The organism is Micromonospora chersina (assembly GCF_900091475.1).
In the GTDB taxonomy this organism is placed as follows: Bacteria; Actinomycetota; Actinomycetes; order Mycobacteriales; family Micromonosporaceae; genus Micromonospora; species Micromonospora chersina.
On sequence record NZ_FMIB01000002.1, the window covers coordinates 3357801 to 3381582 of the forward strand.

Consider the following 23782-nt stretch of genomic DNA (forward strand, 5'->3'; position numbering starts at 1 on the left):
CGACGCGCCGCCGCCGACCTCCCACCCCCGCTAGCGAGGCCAGCGGTCGCGGTACCAGGCGAAGGTGCGCCGCACCCCCTCCTCCAGCGACACCACCGGCTCGTAGCCGGTGAGCGCGCGCAGCCGGGACAGGTCGGGGCACCGGCGCGCCACCGCTCCGGGCGGTGCCGGCACCGGGTCGAGCCGCGGGTCGAACTCGGCGACCCGGAGCACCAGCTTGGCGAGGTCGCCGATGTTCGTCTCCTCCGCGTCGTTGCCGATGTGCACCACCCCACCGGCGGCGGCCGGGGTGTCCATGAGCCGCACCACCGCCTCCACCGCGTCGTCGACGTGGCAGAACGCGCGGGTCTGGTCCATCCCGTACACCCGGTAGGGGTCCTCGCCGCGCAGCGCGCGCAGCGACAGTTCGGGGATCACGTGGTCGGCGCCCATCCGGGGGCCGTAGACGTTGTGGAAGCGGCCCACCACGGCCGTCAGGCCCCGGGCGCGGGCCGTGTGCAGGACGGCCGCCTCGCCGAGCAGCTTGCTGATCGCGTAGCTGAACCGGGGCGCGGTCGGGTCCGCCACCACCACCGGCACGTCCTCGGCCGTCGGCACCGGCACGAGGCCGAGGTCGACGCCGCCGGCGTACACCTCGCTCGTCGAGGCGAAGAAGAGCTTCTCGTCCGGCCGGATCCAGTCGAGCAGGTGCAGCGCCGCCAGCGTGTTGACCCGGACCACGCGGGCCGGGTCGGACTCCACGTTGCGGACCCCGACGACCGCGGCGAGCAGGTGCACCTGACCCCAGCCGTGCGGCAGGGCCGCCCAGGTCGCCGGGTCGGTCAGGTCGCCGTTGCGGATCTCCACCCCCGGGGTGTCCCGCAACGCGGCGAGGTCGGCGTCGTCGCGTCCCCGGGAGAAGTTGTCGACGATGGTCACGGCGTGCCCGTCGCGGGTCAGCCGACGGGCCAGGTGCAGGCCGATGAAACCGGCTCCGCCCAGCAGCAGCGCCCTCACGCGACCACCGCCTTCGACCGGTAGCCGAGCCCGGCGTACCGGGCGCCGGCCGCGGTGACCGCCTCCTCGTCGAGGATCCGCCAGGAGTCGTACACGAGCTTCGGGCCGTCCGCGCCGAGCATCGAGTCGATCCGGATCGCCCGGTAGTCCGGGTGGTCGTTGACGACCAGGACGGCGTCGGCCTCGCTGAACGCCTTGTCGAGGCTGATGGGCTCACCGCCGTACCGGCGGATGACCTCCGGGGCCACCATCGGGTCGTGGCCGAGCACGGTGATCCCGGCCGCCCGGAACACCGGCATCATGCTGGCGATCGGGGTGCCGCGCATGTCGTCGGTGGGGGGCCAGCCCTTGTACGCCCAGCCGAGCACGGCCAGCCGGGCGCCGTCGGCGCTCCCCCGCTGCTCGGTGATCAGGTCCACCAGGCGCTCCGCCACGTGCACGGGAAGGTGCTCGTTCAGCTCGCGGGCCCGGCCGACGAGGAACGGCTCCCGGTCCACCGAGCTGTCGATCATGATGTACGGGTCCTTGGACAGGCAGCCACCGCCGACGTACCCGGGCCTGGCCAGGTCGGGACGCGGATAGTCGAGGTTCGCCGCGCGGATGACCTCCAGCGGATCGAGCCCGTGCCCCTCGGCGACGAGGGCGATCTCGTTGCCGTACGCGTAGATCAGGTCCGTGTGGCAGTTGTTGGCGAGCTTCACCAGCTCCGCCGCCTCCAGGCTGGAGACCGGGACCAGCTGGGCCGCCAGGCCGCCGAAGAAGTCCAGGCCGGCGCGGAGGCTCTCGTCGTCGAGGCCGCCGACGACCTGCGGCAGCTCGACCAGTTCGCGCAGGGCCTGCCCCTGGATGGTCCGCTCCGGGGCCATCACCAACCTGGCCCGGCCCCAGGCGGCGAGCAGCACCGGCAGCACCACGGCGCGGCTGGTGCCCACCGGGACCGTGCTGCGCACCACGACCAGCGTGTCCGGCCCACACCACTCGGCCACCCCCGCGGCGGCCGAGGCGAGGTTGCGCAGGTCGGGCCGGTGGGTCTCCTCGTCCACCGGCGTGGACACGCAGATCACCGCCACGTCGACGGTGTCCGACGGCAGGCGGGTGTCGACGAAGATGGACCGGCCGCAGTGCGCGGCGAAGGTCTCCTCGACGCCCGGCTCGTAGATGTGCGGCCGGCCGTTCGACAGCGCCTCCACCACGGCCGGTGCGACGTCGGCGCCGTGCACGGTGAAGCCCTTCCGGGCCAGGGCCGCGGTCAGGGTCAGGCCGACGTAGCCCATCCCCACCACTCCGATTGTCATGGGCACTCGTGTGTCTCCTGTCGTTCGAGTCGGTTGACTGGTCAGGGGCAGGGTGGGTGGACGCGGTCGAGCGCCCGGGAGGTCACGTACCCCCCGAAGCCCTCCTGCCGGTACCGGGCGCAGGCGGCCCGGACATCCTCGGCGCGGTCGGCGTAGTCGACGGCGAGGACCTGTTTGCCCGCGTCGCGCAGGGCTCGGGCGTTGCCGAGGTTCTCCTCGCACCAGCTCTCGGTGCACGGGTCACCGGGTGAGCGGTAGAAGAGGTCCTCCATGCCGATCCCGTCGATCGCCGCGGTGTAGCCGTCGTACGCACGCAGCTCCGGGGAGTTCTGCGGGTACACCAGCAGGCCGGGCCGCTGCCCCTTGGCGTACCGGCTGATCCGGACGATCAGCTCGACCATGGCGCGGGCCAGGTCGGTGCGGCTCCGACCCGGGGTCAGCGCCAGGTCCAGCTCCTCGTAGGCCAGCGGGGTGTCCAGGTAGATCCCGTCGAATCCGGCCCGGACGGCCTGGTCGATCCGGGGCCGGACGGCCATGTCCCACCACCGCTGCTCCCAGTAGCGGACGAAGAACTCGTCGGGCCAGTCCGGCCACCGGTTGAGGACGAGGCCCGGCTCCTGCCGGATCCGCGGGTACTCCGGCCGGAACTGCTCGATGCTGCCGATCTCGAAGTAGGCCAGCACGACCTTGCCCGAGGACCGCAGCGCCCCGACCTCCGCCCGGGTGAAGTAGTCGGCGTGGGCGTCCCGGGCCAGGTCGATCACGGCGAGCGGCTGCGGCGTCCTGGCCAGCTCGTCGAGCCGCCCGCCGGGGTAGCCCTGCAACTGGTAGACCCATCCGCCGCTCACCGGGGCCGGCCCGGTCCGGATCTCCGCGGGGCGCGCCGGGCCGTCCCGCGTGCAGCCGGTGACGGCGAGGGCCAGCCCGACGGCCAGTGCCACCATCGCGCGCCACCGGCCGCCGAGGCTCACCTGTCGTCCTCACCGACCCACACCGCCTTCACCGACTCCGCCAGCTCGTACGTCGGCGCCCAGCCCAGCAGCCGGGCCGCCCGCGAGCTGTCCCCCTGGATCCAGGAGACCGCGGCGGACCGGGTGGGCGGCGGCGCCTCCTCGCGGATCGCGCCGTCGAAGCCGGCCGCCTCGGCGAGCAGTTCCACCACCCGGCGGGTGGGCACGGCCCGGCCGCTGGCGAGGTTCAGCACCCGGGCGTCCAGCCGGGGCACGAACGCGGCCGCGACGACCCCGGCCGCCACGTCCCGCACGTCGACGAAGTCGCGGTGCGCCGACAGCGGCCCCATCGTGATCTCGCCGGCGCCGGTACGCCGGGCGTGCCGGATGAGCGCCGCCGCCCGGCCGAGCACGGTGTCCTCGTGCAGGCCCGGGCCGATCGGGTTGAACACCCGCAGCGTCACGCCGTCCACCCGGCCGGCCGCGCTGCTCAGCTCCAGCAGCGCGGTGGCGGCCAGGTGGCTCAGCCCGTACGGGCTCACCGGCCGGGCCGGGTCGTCCTCGCCGACCGGCCGTCCGGGCGGCACCGGGCCGTACTCGCCGGCCGAGCCCAGCCGGACGAGGCGGACACCCGGCGCCGCCTCGCCGATCGCGTCGATCAGCTTCGCGGTCACCGCCGTGTTGGCCGCGACCAGGTCGTGGTTGCCGCCGGAGAGCGCGCCGGTGCAGTTGATCACGACGTCCGGACGGGCGGCCCGCAGCAACGCCACCACGTCGGCGACCCGTCCGTGGACGAGGTCGAGGTCGGCGCGGCCCGGCGTGGTGAGTTCGCCGAGGCGCGGATCCTGCCGGAGGTGCCGGCACACCTGGCGGCCGATGAAGCCGGAGCCGCCGAAGACGAGCACCCGCGTCATACCGCCTCCACCTCCTTCTCCTTCTGCCGCAGCAGCACCGGCTTGAGCTGCTCGAAGCTGCGGTTCGCCTCGTCGTAGTCCTCGGGGTGTCCGATGTCGACCCAGTAGCCCTCGAAGTCGTAGCTCGCCGGCGGGTCGCCGCGCTGGATCAGGTCGAGCACGAGCTGGTCGAAACCGAAGGACAGACCCTCCGGGTACGGGGCCAGCGCCCGCCGGGACATGCCGTACACACCCATGCTGACCCGGTAGCGGAACGTCGGCTTCTCGGTGAAACCGACGACGTGCCGGTCCCGTACGTCGAGGACGCCGAACTCGATCGGCACGGTGCGGACCGCGGTGGCCACGGTCAGCGACGCGTCCGACAGCGCGTGGCCGTGCAGCAGGTCGGCGAAGTCGAGGTCCGTGAGCACGTCCCCGTTCATCACCACGAAGTGCTCGGGCAGCCGGTCGCGGAGCGCGAACAGCGGCCCCACTGTCGACAGCGGCACCGTCTCCTCGGCGTACTCGACCTGGAGTCCCCAGGACGACCCGTCCCCGACGAACGCCCTGATGAGCGGGCCGAGGTGGTTGATCGCCAGCGTGACGTGCGTGAACCCGCACACCGACAACTGGTGCAGCACCACCTCCAGCACCGCGTGGTTGTCGCCGATCGGCACCAACGGTTTGGGCAGGGCCGTCGTGTAGGGGCGCAGCCGGACACCCTTGCCACCGGCCAGGATCACCGCATGCATCTCTCCTCCGTCCTCGTTCACTGGTATCGCCACGCCTGCCCGAGCACCCGGGACAGGGCGGCGAGGAGCATTGCCTGGAGCAGGACGGCGCTGCCGAGGAAGCCGGCGGCGTCGGCCAGTGGATGGGATCCGCCCGGCACGAGCAGCAGCACCGCCAGGTGCGCGGCCAGCGCGCTGCCGAGCAGCGCGCTGAGCCGGCCGAACCGGCCGTGCCCGGCGAGGACGAACGCCAGGAAGTACGCGCCGGCGACGGCGACGTGCGCCGCCACCAGCACGGTGCCCGCCGGGCTGAGCAGCCCGGCCTGGCGCAGGGGCGCGAACATCGCCAGCGCCAGGCCCGCCACCGCGGCTGTGACCACCGCCAACTCGACGGCCAACCCGGCCCAGACGCCCGCGGCGAACCGGCGTGTGTCCCTCGCCTGGCGGAGCCGGGCCCGGGCCCGTTCGTGGAACCGGCGGGCCCGCCACTCCACCAGGCCCATGCCGAGCACGAGCGGCGCCGCGGCGACCGCGAGGTCCAGCGGGCCGGACAGGTGACGCGCCGCCGAGTGCAGCAGGAACGCGGCCGAGAGCGCCGCGTACAGCAGAACGGCGCAGAGCTGCGGCAGTTCGGGGCGGACGGCGCGGTGCAGGGGCACGGCGGCGGGTGGCGTCGTGGGCCACGCGTACCAGCCGGGGAGGTCGGTCCGGGTGAACCAGGCCAGCGCCACGACGAACGCCAGGGCCACCGACCCGGCGGCCACGGCCACCGCGACCGGGGCGCTGGGCGCCCCGACCAGCAGGTATCCCCCGCCGGCCACGGCGGCGGGCGCCATCGCGGCGAGCAGCGCGCCCTCCCGCCGGTAGAAGAGGGCGGCGGTCACGGCCGCCTGGTACATCAGCAGCGCCCCGGCCAGCAGGACCGGTGGCAGGTCAGCACCGGTCCTGCCGGCCAGGGCAGCCGTGGCGGCGGCCGCGACCGCCGGGCCGAGCAGCGTCGACCAGCCGAGCAGCCGGGCGGCTACGCGGACCAGGCCCCGCCCGACCAGGCGGTAGGCCAGCCAGGCCGTCCCGCCCGACCAGACCCAGCCGAGCGGCCCCACCAGCAGCAGCGCGAGCGTCACCGACCGTTCGTCGACGATCGCCAGCACGGCCGGGAGCACCACGCCCGGCATCAGGTACAGCAGCCCGTGCGACACGTCGCGGGCGGCGCGGACCGGATCCTCCGCGGCGGGCCGGGCGGCAGCCCGCGGCCGGATCTCCTGGTCCAGTCGCCGGAACACGGCCTCGGCCAGCACGAAGACGTCGGGATGGTCGTAGTGGTCCCGGGCCGACCGGTCGGTCAGGCCGTCGGACTCCAGCGCGGCGGCCACCTGGAGCGCGTCGACCGGTCGTCCGACCCGGGGGCGCATCCGCTCGACCAGGCCGACCACCGGGTCGTCGGCCCGGGGCGGCACCGGCGCGGGGGCCGCGATGGTCCCGGTCATGCCGCCGCCACCGGTTGCCCGGTGAGGTGGCGGTAGATCCGCCGGTACGCCTCGATGGACTGGTCGAGCGTGAAGTGCGCGAGGACGCGTTCGCGCGCCGCGGCGCCCAGCCGGGTCCGCAGCGGTGCGTCCTGGAGCAGCCGTACGCAGGCGGCCGCCACCGCCGCGTGGTCGCGCGGCGGCACCACGTACCCGGCGTCGCCCACCGCCTCGGCCACCCCGCCGACGTTGGTGCAGACCACCGGGCGGCCGCAGGCCATCGCCTCGACCACCGAGTACGGGAAGCCCTCGGAGATGCTGGTGAGCGCCACCACCTGCCCCTGGTGGTACGCCGCCACGGACTGGTCCACCCGGCCCTCGAGCACGGCGTCACCGGTGAGCCCGAGGTCGGCGATGAGCTTCTGGCAGCTGTCGCGGTAGTCGGCGCCGCCGGCCGGAGCGTCCCCGAAGATCCGCAGCCGGGCACCGGGCACCTCCGCCCGGACCAGCGCGAAGGCCCGGATCAGGGTGTGCAGGTCCTTGATCGGGTCGATCCGGCCGAGGTAGACGATCACCGGCTGGGCCGGCTCGCCCCGCGCCGCCGGGAACTCGTCCGGGTCGACGCCGTTGTAGACGGTCCAGATGCGCTCCGGGTCGGCGCCGTTGCGCAGTTGCCACCGCCGGTTGTAGCCGCCGTGCGGGGCCAACGCGTCGACCAGGAGGTACGCGGCCCGGGCGAGCTGGCGCTGGAAGCCGAGCACCAGCACCTGGACCGGGTACGGCTCGTCGGACGCGAGCAGGTCGAGGTAGCGCTCGCGCAGGTACATGCCGTGCTCCGACATGATCATCGGGGTGCCGTACCGCCAGCGGGCGGTCATCCCGACCAGCGCGCAGAGCCCGTTCATGGAGGAATGGACGAGATCGGCCCGGACCGGCTCGGCCGAGAGCGGGCGGAGCAGGTGCTCGATCCAGGCGAGCGCGCCGACGGTGTCGGCGAGGCCGAGGGCCGGCTCCTGCGGCCGGACACCCCGCCAGGCGTCCATCGTCATGCCGACCGCGGTGTTCGAGGTCAGGGCGTCGGTGAGGTCGCCGCCCCGGACGGCGTACTCGTGCAGGAGGCGCAGGGCGTGCAGGAACCGCATGCGGCTCATCTCCTCCCGTCCCGGGTGCGGGTCGTCGGGGCGCAGGACGGCGCCCAGCAGCGCGGCGAAGCCCTCCCGGAAGTCCCGCCCCGGCCGTCGTCCCGCGCCGCGGCGCTCGGGCCGGGGTCCCCACAGCGGGATGGTGCGCAGCCGGCCGAGGTTCGGTGGCGGCGCCCACCGTGGCCGTTCGGTGTCGTCCACGGTGAGCGCCACCATCTCCCAGTCGTGCTCGGGCAGTCCCCGGATGAGCTGGTCGCACCAGATGCTCACGCCGCCCATGGCGAACGGGTAAGTCCCCTCGGAGACCAGCGCCACCTTCACCGCAGCGGACTCGCCGGGATGGTGACCGGCTGCCCGGCCGACAGCGTGACCGGCGCGGACACCTCGCTGCCGTAGGTGGTGGCGGTCGCGGTGCGCGCACCGCTCACGGTGAGCGTGCCGGCCCTGGGCGAGCTGATCGTGACGGTGCCGGCGGCCTGGTCGAACACCCCGTCCACCCCGGCCGAGAGCTGCGCGAAGTGCTCGTTCCGGTCGACCGCCCGCTGGGCCAGGGCCGGCCAGTCCAGGCTGAGCACCGGCACGGCGTAGTACGCGCTGTACTTGCCGAGCAGGCTGTCCAGCCAGTCGGTGAGCAGCGTCCGGCCACTGCCGTAGTCGCGCAGGTTGGCGATGTGGAAGGTGTGGCTGTAGAGCGAGCCGCCGCTCAGGTGGCTCAGGGCCACGTCGGTCTCGGCCGAGACCACCTGGTTGTAGGTGAGGTTCGCCGGCCAGTACGGGAACTTGCCGTTCGGGCCGTAGAAGGAGTTGTAGAAGGCGGTCTCCTCGGCCGGCGTGGTGCAGTGGTACGCGATGTTCGTCGGCCAGTCCGGCACCACCGAGACGCCCGGCTCCATCGGGTGCGTGATGGCGCAGTTGAAGCAGGCCGGCTTGTGGCTCGGGAACGACATGTTGCCGTGCAGGTACTTCACGCCGAGGTCGCGGGCCGCCCGCAGCAGCTCCGGGTTGGACGCCGTCAGGCCGTAGTCCGTCGGCGGGTCGGTGTCGTTGTCCGGGTTCGGGTTGTAGACGCCGAGGCCCGAGTACTCGCCGGTCTTGAGCACGGTGCCGTCCACCGGGAGACCGAGCCGGCGGGCCACGGCGAGGTTGTCGGCGATCTCGGCCCGGCTCGTGGCGTAGTCGGTGAAGTTCATCTCGGGGTGGGTCAGCGTGTGGTTGATCCACCGGAACTGGTTCGCCAGGCACCGGGTCGTGGCGGTGAGCCGGCTGACCCCGCCGTACGGGTAGCACCGGTTGCCCGCGTTCAGGTTCGCGTCGCCGCCGTTGTACGCCATCCCCAGGGTGAGCGTGCCGGCCAGCGGGTACTTCTGGCGCAGTGCCTGTTGCCGCAGGCTGACGTTGTACGCGTCGTGCCCGGACATCTGGTAGCCGGGGTCGGACTCGATGTGGCCGTCCGGGTAGTAGTGGTCCGCCGAGTTGAACCAGTCGTCGACGTCGACGTGCAGGTAGTGGCGCTGCTCCCCGAGGAAGAGCCCGCGGCTGGCCCACCGGAACAGCCCGTACGCCAGCAGGTCGGACTGGAGCAGGTACTGGTTGGACGTGAAGGTCAGCATCAGCCGCTCGCGGCCGTCGGCGGACGGGCTCAACACCCCGAGGGTGTCGTTACCGGCGCTCAGGACCGGGGTGGCCGAGCAGTCCGACCGCACGGCGGTGCGGTAGACGTACGACTCGACGACGGGCACCTGGGCGCTGGGCTTGAGGTAGTCGAAGATCCCGGCCCCGGCGGTGGTCAGCGTCGTCTTCAGTGGTGTGGCGCCGACCGCGCCCTCGCTCACCGCCCCGAGGCAGTAGTCCTCGGGCCAGGTGCCGTGGCTGCCGTAGAGCACCGCCTGGCGCACCCCGTAGTCGCGCTCGTACGCCCAGAGCAGGTTCCACTCGTCGGCGGTGAGGCCGCTGACGTATCCGCCGTTCTCCGCGTAGAGCAGGCTGCTGTTGGTCAGCAGGACCGCCCCGTAGCGGCCGACGCCGTCCGGGCGTACCAGGGTCTCCGCGGCGAGCGGGGCGTCGCGGGTCAGCAGCACGTCGTAGGCGGCCCCGACACGGTCCAGCGTCGACGTCCAGGTCGGCAGGCCGAAGTCGCTCTCGTCGACGGCGACGACGAGAGCCCGCAGCGCGACCTTGCCGGTCGCCGTCGCGGACACGGCGCCGTCCGGTGCCACGCTCAGCGTGGAGGCGCCGGAGCGGGCCGAGCCCCCGTCCGTCCCGGAGCGGAAGGTCTCCGTCCGGCGCAGTGGCACGGAACCCTTCCGGCGGGGCAGCGCCTCCGGCCTGTCGAGTTCCTGCCCCGCCGCCACCGCGGCCAGGCCGACGACCGACGGCGGTGCCGTGTCCGGTCGGGCCGGTGCCGCCGAGCCCGGACCGACACGCACCGTGCTCGTCACCACCAGCGCCGCGACGGCGACCGCCAGCGTGCGGACGACTACGGAACGACCCATTTCCCGACCTCCAGGGGGGCAAAAAGGACAAACAATCTAATACGGATATGAACTTCCCGGACGCATAGATGAGTCCCCCTCGGGGGGCACTCGGGGAACCTAACAGGACCAATCAGGCGTTGCAGGCAAAAGGTGCATCATCGGCAGTTTTGCCTGGTCAATCAGTAAGTCCCCAATGGACATTCGCCGGAGGTCCGGCGTCAACGGGGCGAGGCGACGTCGACCGCCCACGGGACCGCACGACCGGCGGCGGCCAGCAACTCGGCCCGCCACCAGTCCTCGCCCGGCATCGAGATCCACGGGTGGCCGAGACCGTCCACCGTGTGACTACCGTCCGTGACGTGGACGAAGCCCACGTTGCGCCCCTTGCTCAGGGCCACGGCGCGCCGCAGGCCGGCCGGGCCGGGGGCTGCGTAGACGAGGTGCCAGAACCGCTCCGCCGGCAGTTCGCCCTCCCAGCCGGACGGTCGCCAGTCCAGATAGTCCCGGTACGGCCCCTCGAAGGTGACGAGGGTGTCCGCGAGGTCGCGGTAGCAGCGCTCGGTGGTGCGCCCCGGGTTCATGACGAGGTAGGCGCCGGGGTGCCGCTCGCGGATCCGGGCGACGACCGCCCGGTAGCTGTCGACGTACCCGTCGTCCGGGCCGCAGAGGGCGGTGGTCCGGTCCAGGAAGATCCCCTGGAGCCCGGCCGCCCCGTACACCCGGTACCAGTCGTCGATGTCGCGGTCGATCTGCGCCGTCCAGGAGTCCACGTCGGAGCGCCCCCGGCCGGGCCCGTCAGGTCGGGTCACCTGCCCCGGCCCACCGAAGGTCAGTCCGAGGTAGCCGGTGTCCACGTAGCCGATCGGCCGGGCACCGGCGCGGTGCAGCAGCGTGAAGGCATGGCCCCAGTGCGGGTCGTACGGAAGCTCCGGCGCGCTGCGCGAGCCGTTCACGACGACGATGCCGGCGGCGGGGCCGGCTCGTCCCAGCCGCTCGAACATGGCCCGCCCGTCCGCCGTGGCGGGTGACCAGTAGGCCGGCAGCCCCAGCCGCTGCGGGAACGCCTCCGCGCCCTCACCGCCACCGATGAGCGCCAGGGGCATCAGGAACACCGCCAGCAGGCCGACCCTCGCGGCACGTCGCACGCCACCATCCGAGAACATCGTGGAGTCCGTCGGCCGGGCCGACTGAAGACTCAGTCAAGGTAACGGACTATTCACATCAGACAGCCTGATTCCCGGAAAATGTTCAATTGCGGCACGTAACCGCGCAGCGATCACAAGCCGGGTAAGGAACCCGGGGCCGGTGCTGTTGCACACGCTGGGAAAGCCAAGAGAGGAGTCCCACCGTGTTCCTTCGTCGCATGAAGGCCGAGATGATCTCCCCCGACCAGGCCCTGCCGGGCCGCCCGATCGCCATGCCGATCGCCGACCGGCACGAGGTGCTGCCGTCCTCGCTGAAGGGCCCCTTCCCCGCGGGCGCGCAGGTCGCCGTCTTCGGGATGGGCTGCTTCTGGGGCGCCGAGCGGCTCTTCTGGACCCTCCCCGGCGTCATCACCACGTCGGCCGGCTACGCGGGCGGGTACACCACCAACCCGACGTACGAGGAGGTCTGCTCGGGGATGACCGGGCACGCCGAGGTGGTCCAGGTGGTCTACGACCCGTCGAAGATCAGCTACGAGGACCTGCTCAAGGTCTTCTGGGAGAACCACGACCCGACCCAGGGCATGCGCCAGGGCAACGACGTCGGCACGCAGTACCGGTCGGCGATCTACGCCACCACCGACGAGCAGCTGGCCACCGCGCAGGCTTCCCGCGACGCGTTCGCGCCGATCGTGGCGCGGGCCGGCAAGGGTGAGATCACCACGGAGATCGCCCGGCTCGGCGACTACTACTTCGCCGAGGACTACCACCAGCAGTACCTGGCGCCGACGAAGAACCCGAACGGCTACTGCAACCACGGCCCCAACGGGCTGAGCTGCCCGGTCGGCGTGGCCCGTACCGCCGGCTGAACGACCCGGTGTCCGTTTCCGGGCCTGCGGTGTTTGTCACATCGCGGGCCCGGCCCGATTCGGGCACCCGGCCCGCCCCGCCATCGGATCTTCGCCCAGGCCAGCGGCCGATGAACGAAGCCGCGCATCCTAGCAAAGACGTAACGTCACCGACATCAGCTCAACAGGCGAACCGCAACAACCTCTGGCAGCATTGCCCGGCATGTGCGGACTGGCTGGAGAGTTCCGCCGTGACGGTTCACGCGCCGATGTGTCGGCCGTGGAGCGGATGGCGGCCACGATGAGTGACCGAGGACCCGACGACAGTGGCGTCTGGTCCCAGGGGCCCACGGCGCTGGGACACCGACGCCTGAAGATCATCGACCTCTCGGCCGCAAGCGGCCAGCCGCTCGTCGACCCGACCTCCGGGCTCACCGGCGTGTTCAACGGGTGCATCTACAACTACCGCGAGCTGCGCGAGGAGTTGCAGGCCAAGGGGCACCGCTTCTTCTCCGCCGGTGACAGCGAGGTCGTGGTCAAGGCGTACGCCGAGTGGGGGCTCGACTTCGTCGACCACCTGGTCGGCATGTTCGCGGTGGCGATCAGCGAGCGGGACACCGGCCGGCTGGTGCTGGCCCGGGACCGGCTCGGCATCAAGCCGCTCTACCTGGCCGAGAGCCCCGGCGTGGTGCGCTTCGCCTCGACCCTGCCGGCACTGCTCGCCGGCGGCGGCGTCGACACGGGCATCGACCCTGTGGCGCTCGCCCACTACCTGAGCTTCCACAGCATCGTGCCGCCGCCGCGGACCATCCTGCGCGGGGTAGCCAAGCTCCCTCCGGCCACTGTCCGGGTGTACGAGCCGGACGGCAGCAGCCGCGACCGGGTCTACTGGGACCCGTCCTTCACCCGCGCCGCCGAACGGGCCGGCTGGTCCGAGCGGGACTGGCAGGACGCGCTGCTGGAGTCGCTGACCACCGCCGTCCGCCGCCGGATGGTGGCCGACGTGCCGGTGGGCGTGCTGCTCTCCGGCGGGCTCGACTCCAGCCTCGTGGTCGCGCTGCTGGCCGGCGAGGGACAGTCGGGGCTGGCCACCTTCTCGATCGGCTTCGACGCGGTCGGCGGCCGGGAGGGCGACGAGTTCGTCTACTCCGACCTGGTGGCGAAGACCTTCGGCACCGACCACCACCAGCTCCGGGTGCCCACGGGCGACCTGCTGCCGCCGCTGGAGGCCGCCGTCGCCGCGATGAGCGAGCCCATGGTGAGCCATGACTGCGTGGCGTTCTGGCTGCTCAGTCAGGAGGTCGCCCGGCACGTCAAGGTGGTCCAGTCCGGTCAGGGCGCGGACGAGATCCTGGGCGGCTACCACTGGTACCCGCCGCTGGCCGGTGTCGACCGGGACCGGGCGCTGGAGACGTACGCGAAGGCGTTCTTCGACCGCGACGCGGCCGGCCTGGCCCGGGTGCTCAACCCGGCGTGGCTGGCCGACGGCGACCCGGCGCGGGAGTTCGTGGCCGCCCACCTGGGCCGGCCCGGCGCGGCGACAGCTGTAGACGCCGGCCTGCGCATCGACACCCAGGTCATGCTCACCGACGACCCGGTCAAGCGCGTGGACAACATGACCATGGCGCACGGGCTGGAGGCCCGGGTGCCGTTCCTCGACCACGAGTTCGTCGAACTGGCCGCGAGCTGCCCGCCGGAGCTGAAGCTGGCCCAGGGCGGCAAGGGCGTGCTCAAGGAGATCGGCCGGCGGGTCCTGCCGCACGAGGTCATCGACCGGCCCAAGGGCTACTTCCCCGTCCCGGGCCTCACCCACCTGGAGGACAAGCTCCTCGACCGGGTACGCGACGCCCTCACCGCACCCGAGGCCCGCCGCCGCGACCTGTTCCGCGCCGACTACGTCGACGCGCTGCTCGCCGACCCGAACGCCGAACTGACCCCGTTGAACGGAAACAAGCTGTGGCAGCTGGGACTCCTGGAAATGTGGCTCCAGAGCCACGGAATCGACTGACCGTGACCGACACCCTCGCCACGGGCGCGGCGCGTCCCGACCGGGAACGGGTGCTGGGCCGGCGCCGGGAGCGGGTCGGCCCGGGCGGCGATCCGGTCGCGCCCGGCACCCCCGAGCCGCGCCGGCGGCCCGCCGACAACTCCGGCGTGGTGCTGGACTGCGGCTGGGGCCGGCTGGTCTTCGGGCAGACCTTCGCCGAGCAGGTCGAGGTGGCCGACGTGCTGCGCTCCGAGGCGGTCGGCGCCCGGGACATCTGCATCTACCTGCGCGACCCGCACGTGCTGGTCTCCCGCCTGCCCGACGAGCTGTTCATCGACCCGTCGCTGACCTACCGGCTGCCGCTCGGCGAGCACCGGCCGGCCGCCACCGAGACCGGCGAGATCCCGGGCCTGGCCGTCCGGCCGCTGCGCGACGCCGGCGACGCGGACGCGGTGAACCGGATCTACGCCCGCAACGGCATGGTGACCGCGCCCGTCGAGGTGCTCGTCGACAACGCCGCCACCGACCGGTTCCTGCACCTGGTGGCGGAGGACGCCACCGGCGAGGTGGTCGGCACGATCACCGGGGTCGACCACGTCGCGGTCTTCGACGATCCGGAGAACGGCGCGAGCCTCTGGTGCCTGACCGTGGACTTCAACACCGCGCCGCCCGGCACCGGCCAGGCGCTGCTCACCGCGCTGGCCGACCGGCTCGACGCGCGCGGCCGGGCGTACGTGGACCTGTCGGTGCTGGCCGAGAACTCCGGCGCCATCCGGCTCTACGAGCGGCTCGGCTTCCACCGCACCGGGACGCTCTGCGTGAAGCGGAAGAACCCGATCAACGAGCGGCTGTTCCTGCCCGCCATGCCGGCGGGGTACGACGAGCTGAACCCGTACGCGAAGATCGTCGCGGACGAGGCGATGCGGCGCGGCATCCGGGTCGAGGTGACCGACCCGCGTTGGGGCGAGCTGCGGCTGAGCAGCGGCGGCCGGACCGTGCACACCCGCGAGTCGCTGTCCGAGCTGACCTCGGCCGTGGCCATGAGCCGCTGCGACGACAAGCGGGTCACCCGGCGGATCCTCACCGAGGCCGGGCTGTCGGTGCCGCGCGGCCGGACCGCCACCGGCGACGCCGACGACCTGGCCTTCCTGGCCGACGTGGGCCCGGTGGTGGTCAAGCCGGCCCGCGGCGAGCAGGGCAACGGCATCACGGTCGGGGTACGCACCCCGGAGGCGCTGACCGCGGCCGTCGAGCTGGCCCGCCGGTTCTGCCCGGACGTGCTCATCGAGGAGCTGCGGGAGGGCGAGGACCTGCGGGTGGTCGTCATCGACCACGAGGTGGTGGCCGCGGCCGTCCGCCGGCCCGCCCAGATCACCGGGGACGGGGTGCACGACATCACCGAGCTGATCGAGCGGCAGAGCCGCCGCCGCGCCGCCGCCACCGGCGGGGAGTCCCGCATCCCGATCGACGACATGACCCGCGAGGTGGTGGCCGAGGCCGGCCACCGCATGCACGACGTGCTCCCCGAGGGGCAGGTGCTGGCGGTCCGCCGGACCGCGAACCTGCACACCGGGGGCACCATCCACGACGTGACCGCCCAGCTGCACCCGGCCATCGCCGAGGCGTGCGTGACGGCCAGCCGGGCGCTGGACATCCCGGTCACCGGGCTGGACCTGCTGGTCCCCGCCGCCGACCGGCCGGAGCACGTGTTCATCGAGGCGAACGAACGGCCCGGCCTGGCCAACCACGAGCCGCAGCCGACCGCCGAGCGCTTCGTCGACCTGCTCTTCCCCGGCACCCGGGCGCCGCAGAAGCTCTGGTCGCCCGCCGGCACGGGAGGGGCGGCGTGAGCCCCGAGCCGCTGGAGCTCGACCTCGACTACCTGCGCCAGGTGCTGGTGGAGCTGCTGGAGATCCCCAGCCCGTCGGGGCGTACCGACCACATCCAGCAGTACGTGGGCGAGCGGCTCTCCGCGCTCGGCATCAGCTCGACGCTGACCCGGCGCGGGGCGCTGAGCGCCAGCCTGCCCGGGCCGCGGCAGACCGGCGCCGACCGGGCCATCGTGGTGCACACCGACACCATCGGCGGCATGGTGAAGCGGCTCAAGGACAACGGCCGGCTGGAGGTCAAGCCGATCGGCACGCACAGCGCCCGCTTCGCCGAGGGCGCCCACGTGCGGATCTTCACCGACGACCTGGACCGGGTGGTCACCGGCCAGGTGCTGCCGCTGAAGGCCAGCGGGCACCGCTACAACGAGGGCGTCGACCTCCAGGGCGTCGGATGGGAACTGGTCGAGGTCCGGGTCGACGAGCCGGTCACCGACGAGGCCGGCCTCCGGGCACTCGGCGTCGACGCCGGCGACTTCGTCGCGCTGCTCGCCAACCCGACGATCACCCCGAGCGGGTACGTCAAGTCCCGGCACCTGGACGACAAGGCCGGGGTGGCCGCCGTGCTGACCGCGTTCAAGGCGATTGTCGACGCGGGCGTCACCCCGGCGGTCACCGCGCACCTGCTGGTAACGGTCACCGAGGAGATCGGGCACGGCGCCAGCCACGGCCTCGACCCCGACGTCGCGGAGATCGTCTCCGTGGACGCCGCGGTGGTCGCGCCCGGCCAGCAGTCCCGGGAGGACGCCGCCACCCTGGCCATGGGCGACGGGGTGGGCCCCTTCGACTACCACCTCACCCGGCACCTGGCCGCCATCGCCCGCGAACACGGCGTCGACCTGGTCCGGGACGTCTTCGACTACTACCGCTCCGACGTGGCGGCGGCGGTCGAGGCCGGTGCGCACGCCCGGGTGGCGCTGCTCGGCTTCGGGGTGGACGCCACCCACGGGCACGAGCGCACCCACCTCGACGGGCTGCGCCACCTCGCCCAACTGCTCTGCCTATACCTCCAGAAGCCGCTGGTCTTCCCCGAGTGGGACGCCGAGCCCGAGGGCGACCTCGCCGACTTCCCGTCGCTGGCCGTCCAGCCCGCCTCCGAGGAGGGCCCCCGCGAGGGACCCATCGGCGTGGAGTGACGCGCGGCTGATTCCCGCCCGGGCGTGTGATCGAAATCCGTTGCCGGGCTCGCGGGGAAGTGGATAGCGTGGCGGTACACGGGAAAGGAGGTGGTCCAGACTTGTATAGCAATCGGACTCGTGAGGTGGCTGTCCGCTAGCCGCTGTCCTCGACAGTGAAACACCGTCCGCCGCGAGGCGGGCACCATGCACCATCGTCGAGACCGTGTGGCAGCGGTGCGGCGAAACCACGACAGCCACCCGACCCCCGGGGTGCCGGCCCAGTCCAGCCGGCCCGCGCGCGAGCGCGGAAGCCCCGGGGGTCGCTTCATGTGTGAGGGGGCCCCGCATGTCGATGCGCGAGCTGGCGGTGCTCGGCACGGCCAGCCAGGCCCCCACCCGGCAGCGCAACCACAACGGCTACCTGCTGCGCTGGGACGACGAGGTGCTCCTCTTCGACCCCGGCGAGGGCAGCCAGCGGCAGATGCTGCACACCGGGATCTCCGCCACCGACCTGACCCGGATCTGCGTCACCCACTTCCACGGCGACCACTGCCTGGGTCTGCCCGGCATGATCCAGCGGCTCTCCCTGGACCGGGTCCCGCACCCGGTGGCCGTGCACTTCCCCGCCGGGGGCGCCGACTACTTCGCCCGGCTGCGCCACGCGTCGAGCTTCTACGAGACCGCCGAGCTGGCCGTCGAGCCGATCGAGGCGGACGGGCAACGGATCACGCTGGGCATCGGCACGCTGGAGGCCCGCCGGCTGCGGCACCCCATCGAGACGTACGGCTACCGGCTCGTCGAGCCGGACGGCTGCCGGATGCTGCCGGAGAAGCTGTCCGCGTACGGCATCGCCGGCCCGGCCGTCGGTCAGCTCCTGCGCGACGGCCACCTGGACCTGGACGGGCGCCGCGTCACCCGGGACGAGGTGAGCGTCACCCGACCGGGGCAGCGGTTCGCCTTCGTCATGGACACCGGGCTCTGCGACGGCGTGTGGGCCCTGGCCGAGCACGCCGACCTGCTGGTCATCGAGTCGACCTTCCTGGAGTCGGAGGCCGCCCTCGCCGCCGAGGTCGGCCACCTCACCGCCGGCCAGGCCGCGCGGGTGGCGGCCGAGTCGGGGGTACGCACGCTCGTGCTCACCCACTTCTCCCAGCGGTACGCGGACCCGCGCCGCTTCGCCGACGAGGCCCGCGAGCACTTCACCGGTGAGCTGGTGATCGCCGAGGACCTGATGACGGTTCAGGTGCCGCCCCGCCGGGTAGCCTCGGCCGGGTGACGATCTCCCTACGCCCCGCCACCGGGGACGACCTCATGGCGGTCGGCGCCCTGCACCAGCGGTCCCGGGTCGCGGCGTACTCGTCGTTCCTGCCGGCGGACGCGCTGGCGGATCCCACACCGGAGGCGATGGGCCGGTACTGGACGGAACGGGTGGCCTGGGAGAGCGCGGACCACCGGATGACCGTGGCCGAGCGGGACGGCCGGCTGGTCGGCTTCAGCTACCTGGGGCCGGACGACGCCGGCGACCCGGCCACCGGCCTGCTCAACGCCATCCACCTGGAGCCGGACGAGCGGGGCCGGGGCACCGGGCGGGCGCTCATGGCCGACGCCCTCGACGCCATGCGGGCCCGCGGCTGGTCCCGGGCGGCGCTCTGGGTGCTCCGGGAGAACGCGACGGCCCGCCGGTTCTACGAGGGCGGCGGCTGGACCGCCACGGGCCAGCAGCGCGACGAGCACATCGGGTCCGCGCTGGTGCCGCAGCTCCGCTACGCCCGTTCGGTGTAAGGAAGGGCCCCTTCTTAACGCATTCGGTAGAGCAGGGGGCCCCTGCTAACACATGGTCCGGCGTTCGCTCTGAGCGGATCGGGGCATGGGCGTCGATGCCGGCGCGTTGGCACCGGCATGGACACCGAGCACACCGAGCGGGCGGAGGACGCCGCGCTCGACGCGTACTCCCGGGTGGTGACGGGCGTGGCCGCCCGGGTGCTGCCCAGCGTGGCCGCCCTGTCGGTGCGGACCCCGCGCGGCGCCGGCGCGGGCTCCGCCGTGGTGATCGGCCCGGACGGGCTGCTGCTCACCAGCGCCCACGTCGTGCAGGGCGCCCGGGACGGGTCGGCCGCGTTCGGCGACGGCACCGAGACCGGGTTCCGGGTGGTCGGCGCCGACCCGCTCTCCGACCTGGCGGTGCTGCGGGCGGAGCGGGCGACCGTCGAGCCCGTGGAGCTGGGCGACGCGGACCGGCTGCGGATCGGCCAGCTCGTGGTCGCCGTCGGCAACCCGATGGGGCTTGCCGGTTCGGTCACCGCCGGGGTGGTCTCCGGGCTGGGCCGGTCGCTGCCGGCCCGGGACGGGCGGGTCACCCGGCTCATCGAGGACGTCATCCAGACCGACGCGGCGTTGAACCCGGGCAACTCCGGCGGGGCGCTTGCCGACTCGACCGGGCGGGTGGTCGGGGTCAACACGGCGGTCGCCGGGTACGGCCTCGGGCTGGCCGTGCCGATCAACGCCACCACCCGGCAGATCATCGCCGACCTCACCAGCAACGGCCGGGTGCGCCGGGCCTGGCTGGGCGTGGCCGGGGTGCCGGTGCCGCTGCCACCGGAGATCACCGCCCGGACCGGGCAGCGGCGCGGCCTGCGGGTGGTCGAGGTGGTGCCGGGCAGCCCGGCCGGGCTGGCCGGGCTCTACCTCGGCGACGTGATCGTGGCGGCCGGCGGCCGGCCCGTGCAGGACGGCCAGGGCCTGCAACGGCTGATGCTCGGCCCCGCGATCGGTGCCCGCCTGCCCGTCACGGTGCTGCGCAAGGGCGCGTACGTCGACGTGGTGGCCGTCCCGACCGAGCTGGGCCGCTGACGCCCATTGGGCGTTAGGAAGGGCCCCTTCCTATACGCGAGGCGTTAAGAAGGGGCCCTTCCTTACCGCTCAGCGGGCGCCGAGGTGGGCGAGCAGGTCCTGGCGGGTCAGCACGCCCTTGGGCTTGCCGTCGACCAGCACCAGCGCGGCGTCGGCCTTCTCCAGCAGGGCGACCGCCTCGCTCACCGGCTGGCCGCCACCGATCATGGGCAGCGGGTCGGCCATGTGCCGCTCGATGGTGTCGTGCAGGTGGGCCTGGCCGGTGAAGAGCGCGTCGAGCAGGTCCTTCTCGGCGATCGAGCCGGCCACCTCGCCGGTCACGACCGGCGGCTCGGCCTTGAGCACCGGGAGCTGGGAGACGCCGTATTCCCGCATGTAGTCGATGGCGTCGCGGACCGTCTCGGTCGGGTGCACGTGCACCAGCTCGGGCAGGCCGCCCGGCTTGCCGCCGAGCGCGTCGGCCACGGTCGGCTCGGCACCCGAGTTGTCCAGGAAGCCGTACCGGGCCATCCACTGGTCGTTGAAGATCTTGGACATGTAGCCCTTGCCGCTGTCCGGCAGGAGCACCACGATCACGTCGTCCGGGCCGGCCTTGCGGGCCACCTCCAGGGCGGCGACCACGGCCATACCGCAGGAGCCGCCGACCAGCAGCCCCTCCTCGCGGGCCAGCCGCCGGGTCATCTCGAAGGACTGCTTGTCCGAGACCTCGACGATCTCGTCGGCCACGGTCCGGTCGTAGGTCTCCGGCCAGAAGTCCTCGCCGACGCCCTCGACCAGGTACGGCCGGCCGGTGCCGCCCGAGTAGACCGAGCCCTCCGGGTCCGCGCCGATCACCCGGACCCGCCCCTCGGACGCCTCCTTCAGGTAGCGGCCGATGCCGGAGATGGTGCCGCCGGTGCCGACGCCCGCCACGAAGTGGGTGAGCCCACCCTCGGTCTGCTTCCAGAGCTCCGGGCCGGTGGTCTCGTAGTGCGAGCGCGGGTTGGCCGGGTTGCTGTACTGGTTGGGCTTCCAGGCACCGGGGATCTCCCGAGCCAGCCGGTCGGAGACGTTGTAGTAGGAGCGCGGGTCCTCCGGTGCCACGGCGGTCGGGCAGACCACCACCTCGGCGCCGTACGCCCGCAGCACGTCCTGCTTGTCCTGGCTGACCTTGTCGGGGCAGACGAAGACGCACTTGTAGCCCTTGAGCTGGGCGACGAGGGCCAGCCCGACGCCGGTGTTGCCGCTGGTCGGCTCGACGATCGTGCCGCCCGGCTGGAGCAGGCCCGCCTTCTCGGCGTCCTCGACCATCCGCAGGGCGATCCGGTCCTTCACGGAACCGCCCGGGTTGACGTACTCCACCTTCGCCAGCACGGTCGCCTGGATGCCCTCGGTGACGTTGCGCAGGCGGACCAGCGGGGTGTTGCCGATCAGCTCGACCACGTTGTCGTAGTACTGCACCTCGTTGTGCCCTTCGTCGCGCCGCCGTCGTGGGGCGGCCGGTAAGTCGTCAGTTCGTCGCCCAGGGTACGTGCCCTCAGGGCGCCACATGCCCCGGGATGACGGACCTGCGACGTGCCTCCCACTCCAGGAAGCGGTCGGTCTCGGCGAGCACGCTGCCGGCCAGCCAGGTGACCATGACCGCGTCGTCGGCCAGGCCGAAGATCGCCAGCGGGATCTCCGGCAGCAGGTCGATCGGCGAGACGATGTACGCCGTGGCGCCGGCCATCAGGGCCAGCCGCAGGCCGCCGTCGTACTCGCCGCGGGCGGTGGCCCGGATCATCCGGGGCAGCGCCGCCAGCCGGACGCCCAGCGACGGGCCGCCCCGCGCCCCGGCCGCCAGGGCCCGGGCCAGCGCGGTGAACGCCCCGCTCCGATTCAATGTCTTCCCCATCTCCTCGCCCCTTTCCGCTCGATCAGGGTGCGGTCCCGGCGCAAGCCCGCTCCTGCCTCTACCGGTACCCGGAACGGTCCCGTTCCAGCCGTGGCGATCACGGGGAGAGCGGGTGTCGTGGCGGCGCGATAATGTCGGTGCATGGGGGACGCTGGTTCCGTCGCGCCGGGCGGCTGGCAGCGCGCCCGGCGGATCGCCCGCCTGACGGCGATCGGCACGGGCGCCACGGTGGCGGCCACCGTCGCCACGGGCGGGGTGCTGCTGGGGCAGGCCCGCCAGGCCCGGCGCACCATCCCGATGGCCGAGGCGCCCCCGCCGCGCTGCGACGGCGTCTACGGGGCGAAGCTGCCCGGGCCGCCGGTCACCATGGTGATCCTCGGTGACTCCTCAGCGGCCGGCTACGGCGTGCACCGCCGCCGGGAGACCCCGGGCGCGCTGCTGGCCACCGGGCTGTCCCGCCGGCTGCACCGGCCGGTCCGGCTGCACCGGTTCGCCGTGGTGGGCGCCCTGTCCGCCGGGCTGAAGCCGCAGGTCGAGTCGGCCCTGGAGGTCGAGCCGGACATCGCGGTCATCCTGGTCGGCGGCAACGACGTCACCAACCGCACCCCGCTGTCGGTGGCCGTGCGCTATCTGGTCGCCGCGGTCCGCACGCTGCGGGCCGCCGGCTGCGAGGTGGTCGTGGGCACCTGTCCCGACCTGGGCGCCATCCGGCCCATCCAGCCGCCGCTGCGCTGGCTGGCCCGGCGCTGGAGCCGCCAGCTCGCCGCCGCACAGACCATGGCGGTGGTCGAGGCGGGCGGCTGGACGGTCTCCCTCGGCGACCTGCTCGGCCCGCGGTTCGCCGCCGAGCCGGCCCGGATGTTCGCCTGGGACCGGTTCCATCCGTCCGCCGAGGGGTACGCGGTCGCCGCGGCGGCACTGCTGCCCACGGTGCTCTCCGCGTTGGGCGCCGGCCAGGAACGCCGGCCCCCGCTCGCCGGGGTCGAGGGCGTACGGTCGCTGCCCGAGGCGGCCCAGGAGGCGGCCCGGCACGCCGGCACCGAGGTCAGTGGCACCCAGGTCCGGGGCCGCGAGCGCGGGCCGGGCGGGCGCTGGGCGCAGCTGCGGCGGCGGGCCTTCTTCGGCGTCGGCGCGGTGCCGCAGCCCGGTGCGGCCGGCGACCCCGCCCAGCTGGAGGGACTGGCATGAGCGGGGCTGTGGGGGCATCATCAGCAGGCACAACGTGTGACATGCTCATGTCGACGCCGTTTCGCCACGAGCAGACCGGCCCTCGGGCCGTGGGAGCTGGGGAGGTGTCGTCATGACCGAGCGTAACGAGCTCGCGGTCCGGCTCGGTCGGGCCGCCGCGCTCTCCCTGCTCGCCGGCACGGTGGGCGGGGCGGCGGTCCTCGCCGGCCAGGCCATCGCCGCCCGCAGCCGGGAGTACGCCCAGCCCGAGCTGGGCCTGGCGCTGCGCGCCACGGTCGGCCGGGCGGACGCCCCGCCGCTGCGGCTGGTGCTGCTCGGCGACTCGTCGGCGCTCGGCGTCGGCGTCGAACGCTTCGAGGAGACCATCGGCGGCCAGCTCGCCCACCTGCTGGCCGAGGGACCCACCGGCCGGCGGGTCCACCTGTCCAGCGTCGGGGTCTCCGGGTCCCGCGCCACCGACCTGGCCACCCAGGTGGCCCGGGCGCTGCTCGGCGAGCGGCCCGACGTGGCCGTCATCCTCATCGGGGCGAACGACGCCACCGGGCTGGCCCGCCCGGCCGACGCGGCGGCCTACCTCGGCTCGGCGGTGCGCCGGCTGCGTGAGGCGCACGTCGAGGTGGTCGTGGGCACTTGCCCCGACCTCGGGGCGGTCCGCGCGGTCGCGTCCCCGCTGCGGCAGGTGCTCGGCTGGGCGGGGCGGCGGATGGCGCGCGCCCAGACGGCCGCCGTGCTCGACGCCGGGGGCGGTGTCGTCGACCTGGGCACCGAGACGGGCCCGGTGTTCCGGGCGGATGCCGGCACCCTGTGCCACGACGGCTTCCACCCCTCCGCCGACGGCTACCGGGTCTGGGCGCACGCCCTGCTCCCGGCGGTCGAGGCGGCCGCCACGGTCGCGCACCGGCACCACCACTGAGCGCGCGAGGGGTGACATTTCCCGCCCGCT

Annotated in this window: 20 protein-coding genes; 9 read left to right on the forward strand and 11 right to left on the reverse strand. The window is 73.5% G+C overall.

Annotation, left to right across the window (positions count from 1 at the left end):
• Positions 1-30 precede the first annotated feature (30 nt).
• From GA0070603_RS15340 to GA0070603_RS15380, 9 genes are all read right to left on the reverse strand, one after another.
• A complete protein-coding gene (locus GA0070603_RS15340; RefSeq protein WP_091313770.1) occupies positions 31-996 on the reverse strand; it encodes an NAD-dependent epimerase/dehydratase family protein in 966 nt (321 codons plus the stop codon).
• On the reverse strand, positions 993-2291 hold the full coding sequence (locus tag GA0070603_RS15345; protein ID WP_091313774.1) for a nucleotide sugar dehydrogenase: 1299 nt from the start codon (positions 2289-2291) through the stop codon (positions 993-995). Before GA0070603_RS15345 ends, GA0070603_RS15340 begins: the two co-directional genes overlap by 4 nt.
• A gap of 41 nt (positions 2292-2332) precedes the next feature.
• Entirely contained in the window at positions 2333-3262 is a 930-nt protein-coding gene (locus tag GA0070603_RS15350) for a glycoside hydrolase family 191 protein (protein ID WP_244282533.1), read from the reverse strand.
• Complete coding sequence (locus tag GA0070603_RS15355) at positions 3259-4155, reverse strand: NAD-dependent epimerase/dehydratase family protein (RefSeq protein ID WP_167544548.1); 897 nt, start codon at positions 4153-4155, stop codon at positions 3259-3261. Before GA0070603_RS15355 ends, GA0070603_RS15350 begins: the two co-directional genes overlap by 4 nt.
• On the reverse strand, positions 4152-4886 hold the full coding sequence (locus tag GA0070603_RS15360) for a nucleotidyltransferase family protein (RefSeq protein ID WP_091313778.1): 735 nt from the start codon (positions 4884-4886) through the stop codon (positions 4152-4154). Before GA0070603_RS15360 ends, GA0070603_RS15355 begins: the two co-directional genes overlap by 4 nt.
• Before the next feature lie 17 nt (positions 4887-4903).
• On the reverse strand, positions 4904-6352 hold the full coding sequence (locus GA0070603_RS15365) for a hypothetical protein (RefSeq protein ID WP_091313781.1): 1449 nt from the start codon (positions 6350-6352) through the stop codon (positions 4904-4906).
• Positions 6349-7794, reverse strand: coding sequence for a GT4 family glycosyltransferase PelF (gene pelF / locus GA0070603_RS15370; protein ID WP_091313785.1), 1446 nt, complete (start codon positions 7792-7794; stop codon positions 6349-6351). The genes GA0070603_RS15365 and pelF overlap by 4 nt, the downstream gene beginning before the upstream one ends.
• Positions 7791-9965 (reverse strand): Agd3-related carbohydrate deacetylase, encoded by a 2175-nt coding sequence (locus tag GA0070603_RS15375; protein WP_091313788.1) that lies wholly within the window; start codon positions 9963-9965, stop codon positions 7791-7793. The genes pelF and GA0070603_RS15375 overlap by 4 nt, the downstream gene beginning before the upstream one ends.
• A 200-nt stretch (positions 9966-10165) precedes the next feature.
• Positions 10166-11092 carry a spherulation-specific family 4 protein gene (locus GA0070603_RS15380; protein WP_167544549.1) on the reverse strand — a complete coding sequence of 309 codons (927 nt, stop codon included), beginning with the start codon at positions 11090-11092 and terminating at the stop codon, positions 10166-10168.
• A 203-nt stretch (positions 11093-11295) separates the two neighbouring features.
• Between GA0070603_RS15380 and msrA the strand changes: the two genes are divergently transcribed.
• From msrA to GA0070603_RS15415, 7 genes are all read left to right on the forward strand, one after another.
• Complete coding sequence (gene msrA, locus GA0070603_RS15385; protein WP_091313794.1) at positions 11296-11958, forward strand: peptide-methionine (S)-S-oxide reductase MsrA; 663 nt, start codon at positions 11296-11298, stop codon at positions 11956-11958.
• Between the two features lie 202 nt (positions 11959-12160).
• Positions 12161-13945, forward strand: a complete 1785-nt coding sequence (locus GA0070603_RS15390) for an N-acetylglutaminylglutamine amidotransferase (RefSeq protein WP_091313797.1) — start codon at positions 12161-12163, stop codon at positions 13943-13945.
• A 2-nt stretch (positions 13946-13947) separates the two neighbouring features.
• Positions 13948-15774: an N-acetylglutaminylglutamine synthetase gene (gene ngg, locus GA0070603_RS15395; RefSeq protein ID WP_091313800.1), complete on the forward strand. Its 1827-nt coding sequence runs from the start codon at positions 13948-13950 to the stop codon at positions 15772-15774.
• Positions 15771-16946, forward strand: a complete 1176-nt coding sequence (locus tag GA0070603_RS15400; protein WP_091313803.1) for an osmoprotectant NAGGN system M42 family peptidase — start codon at positions 15771-15773, stop codon at positions 16944-16946. The genes ngg and GA0070603_RS15400 overlap by 4 nt, the downstream gene beginning before the upstream one ends.
• A 328-nt stretch (positions 16947-17274) precedes the next feature.
• Positions 17275-18204, forward strand: a complete 930-nt coding sequence (locus GA0070603_RS15405) for a ribonuclease Z (RefSeq protein ID WP_091313807.1) — start codon at positions 17275-17277, stop codon at positions 18202-18204.
• Positions 18201-18710, forward strand: a complete 510-nt coding sequence (locus GA0070603_RS15410; RefSeq protein WP_091313810.1) for a GNAT family N-acetyltransferase — start codon at positions 18201-18203, stop codon at positions 18708-18710. The genes GA0070603_RS15405 and GA0070603_RS15410 overlap by 4 nt, the downstream gene beginning before the upstream one ends.
• A 117-nt stretch (positions 18711-18827) precedes the next feature.
• Positions 18828-19778, forward strand: a complete 951-nt coding sequence (locus GA0070603_RS15415) for a S1C family serine protease (RefSeq protein ID WP_091313813.1) — start codon at positions 18828-18830, stop codon at positions 19776-19778.
• 69 nt (positions 19779-19847) lie between these two features.
• Here the strand turns inward: GA0070603_RS15415 and GA0070603_RS15420 are convergent, their stop codons facing one another.
• Together GA0070603_RS15420 and GA0070603_RS15425 are read right to left on the reverse strand one after the other, a co-directional pair.
• Positions 19848-21218 (reverse strand): cystathionine beta-synthase, encoded by a 1371-nt coding sequence (locus tag GA0070603_RS15420; RefSeq protein ID WP_091313816.1) that lies wholly within the window; start codon positions 21216-21218, stop codon positions 19848-19850.
• 76 nt (positions 21219-21294) lie between these two features.
• Positions 21295-21651, reverse strand: a complete 357-nt coding sequence (locus GA0070603_RS15425) for a YkvA family protein (RefSeq protein WP_091313819.1) — start codon at positions 21649-21651, stop codon at positions 21295-21297.
• Between the two features lie 141 nt (positions 21652-21792).
• On the opposite strand from GA0070603_RS15425, the gene GA0070603_RS15430 reads away from it, so the two are divergent.
• Entirely contained in the window at positions 21793-22839 is a 1047-nt protein-coding gene (locus tag GA0070603_RS15430; RefSeq protein ID WP_091313821.1) for an SGNH/GDSL hydrolase family protein, read from the forward strand.
• A gap of 112 nt (positions 22840-22951) precedes the next feature.
• Positions 22952-23752 (forward strand): SGNH/GDSL hydrolase family protein, encoded by an 801-nt coding sequence (locus GA0070603_RS15435; RefSeq protein ID WP_091313824.1) that lies wholly within the window; start codon positions 22952-22954, stop codon positions 23750-23752.
• Positions 23753-23782: the final 30 nt, after the last annotated feature.

What these genes read in the sequence shown, in the direction of transcription:
- GA0070603_RS15405 (WP_091313807.1), top strand. Translation starts at nt 17,275, where the DNA reads ATGTCGATGCGCGAGCTGGCGGTGCTCGGCACGGCCAGCCAGGCCCCC.
- GA0070603_RS15430 (WP_091313821.1), top strand. Translation starts at nt 21,793, where the DNA reads ATGGGGGACGCTGGTTCCGTCGCGCCGGGCGGCTGGCAGCGCGCCCGG.
- GA0070603_RS15435 (WP_091313824.1), top strand. Translation starts at nt 22,952, where the DNA reads ATGACCGAGCGTAACGAGCTCGCGGTCCGGCTCGGTCGGGCCGCCGCG.
- GA0070603_RS15355 (WP_167544548.1), bottom strand. Translation starts at nt 4,155, where the DNA reads ATGACGCGGGTGCTCGTCTTCGGCGGCTCCGGCTTCATCGGCCGCCAG.
- GA0070603_RS15360 (WP_091313778.1), bottom strand. Translation starts at nt 4,886, where the DNA reads ATGCATGCGGTGATCCTGGCCGGTGGCAAGGGTGTCCGGCTGCGCCCC.
- GA0070603_RS15415 (WP_091313813.1), top strand. Translation starts at nt 18,828, where the DNA reads ATGGACACCGAGCACACCGAGCGGGCGGAGGACGCCGCGCTCGACGCG.
- GA0070603_RS15365 (WP_091313781.1), bottom strand. Translation starts at nt 6,352, where the DNA reads ATGACCGGGACCATCGCGGCCCCCGCGCCGGTGCCGCCCCGGGCCGAC.
- GA0070603_RS15425 (WP_091313819.1), bottom strand. Translation starts at nt 21,651, where the DNA reads ATGGGGAAGACATTGAATCGGAGCGGGGCGTTCACCGCGCTGGCCCGG.
- GA0070603_RS15375 (WP_091313788.1), bottom strand. Translation starts at nt 9,965, where the DNA reads ATGGGTCGTTCCGTAGTCGTCCGCACGCTGGCGGTCGCCGTCGCGGCG.
- GA0070603_RS15345 (WP_091313774.1), bottom strand. Translation starts at nt 2,291, where the DNA reads ATGACAATCGGAGTGGTGGGGATGGGCTACGTCGGCCTGACCCTGACC.
- GA0070603_RS15390 (WP_091313797.1), top strand. Translation starts at nt 12,161, where the DNA reads ATGTGCGGACTGGCTGGAGAGTTCCGCCGTGACGGTTCACGCGCCGAT.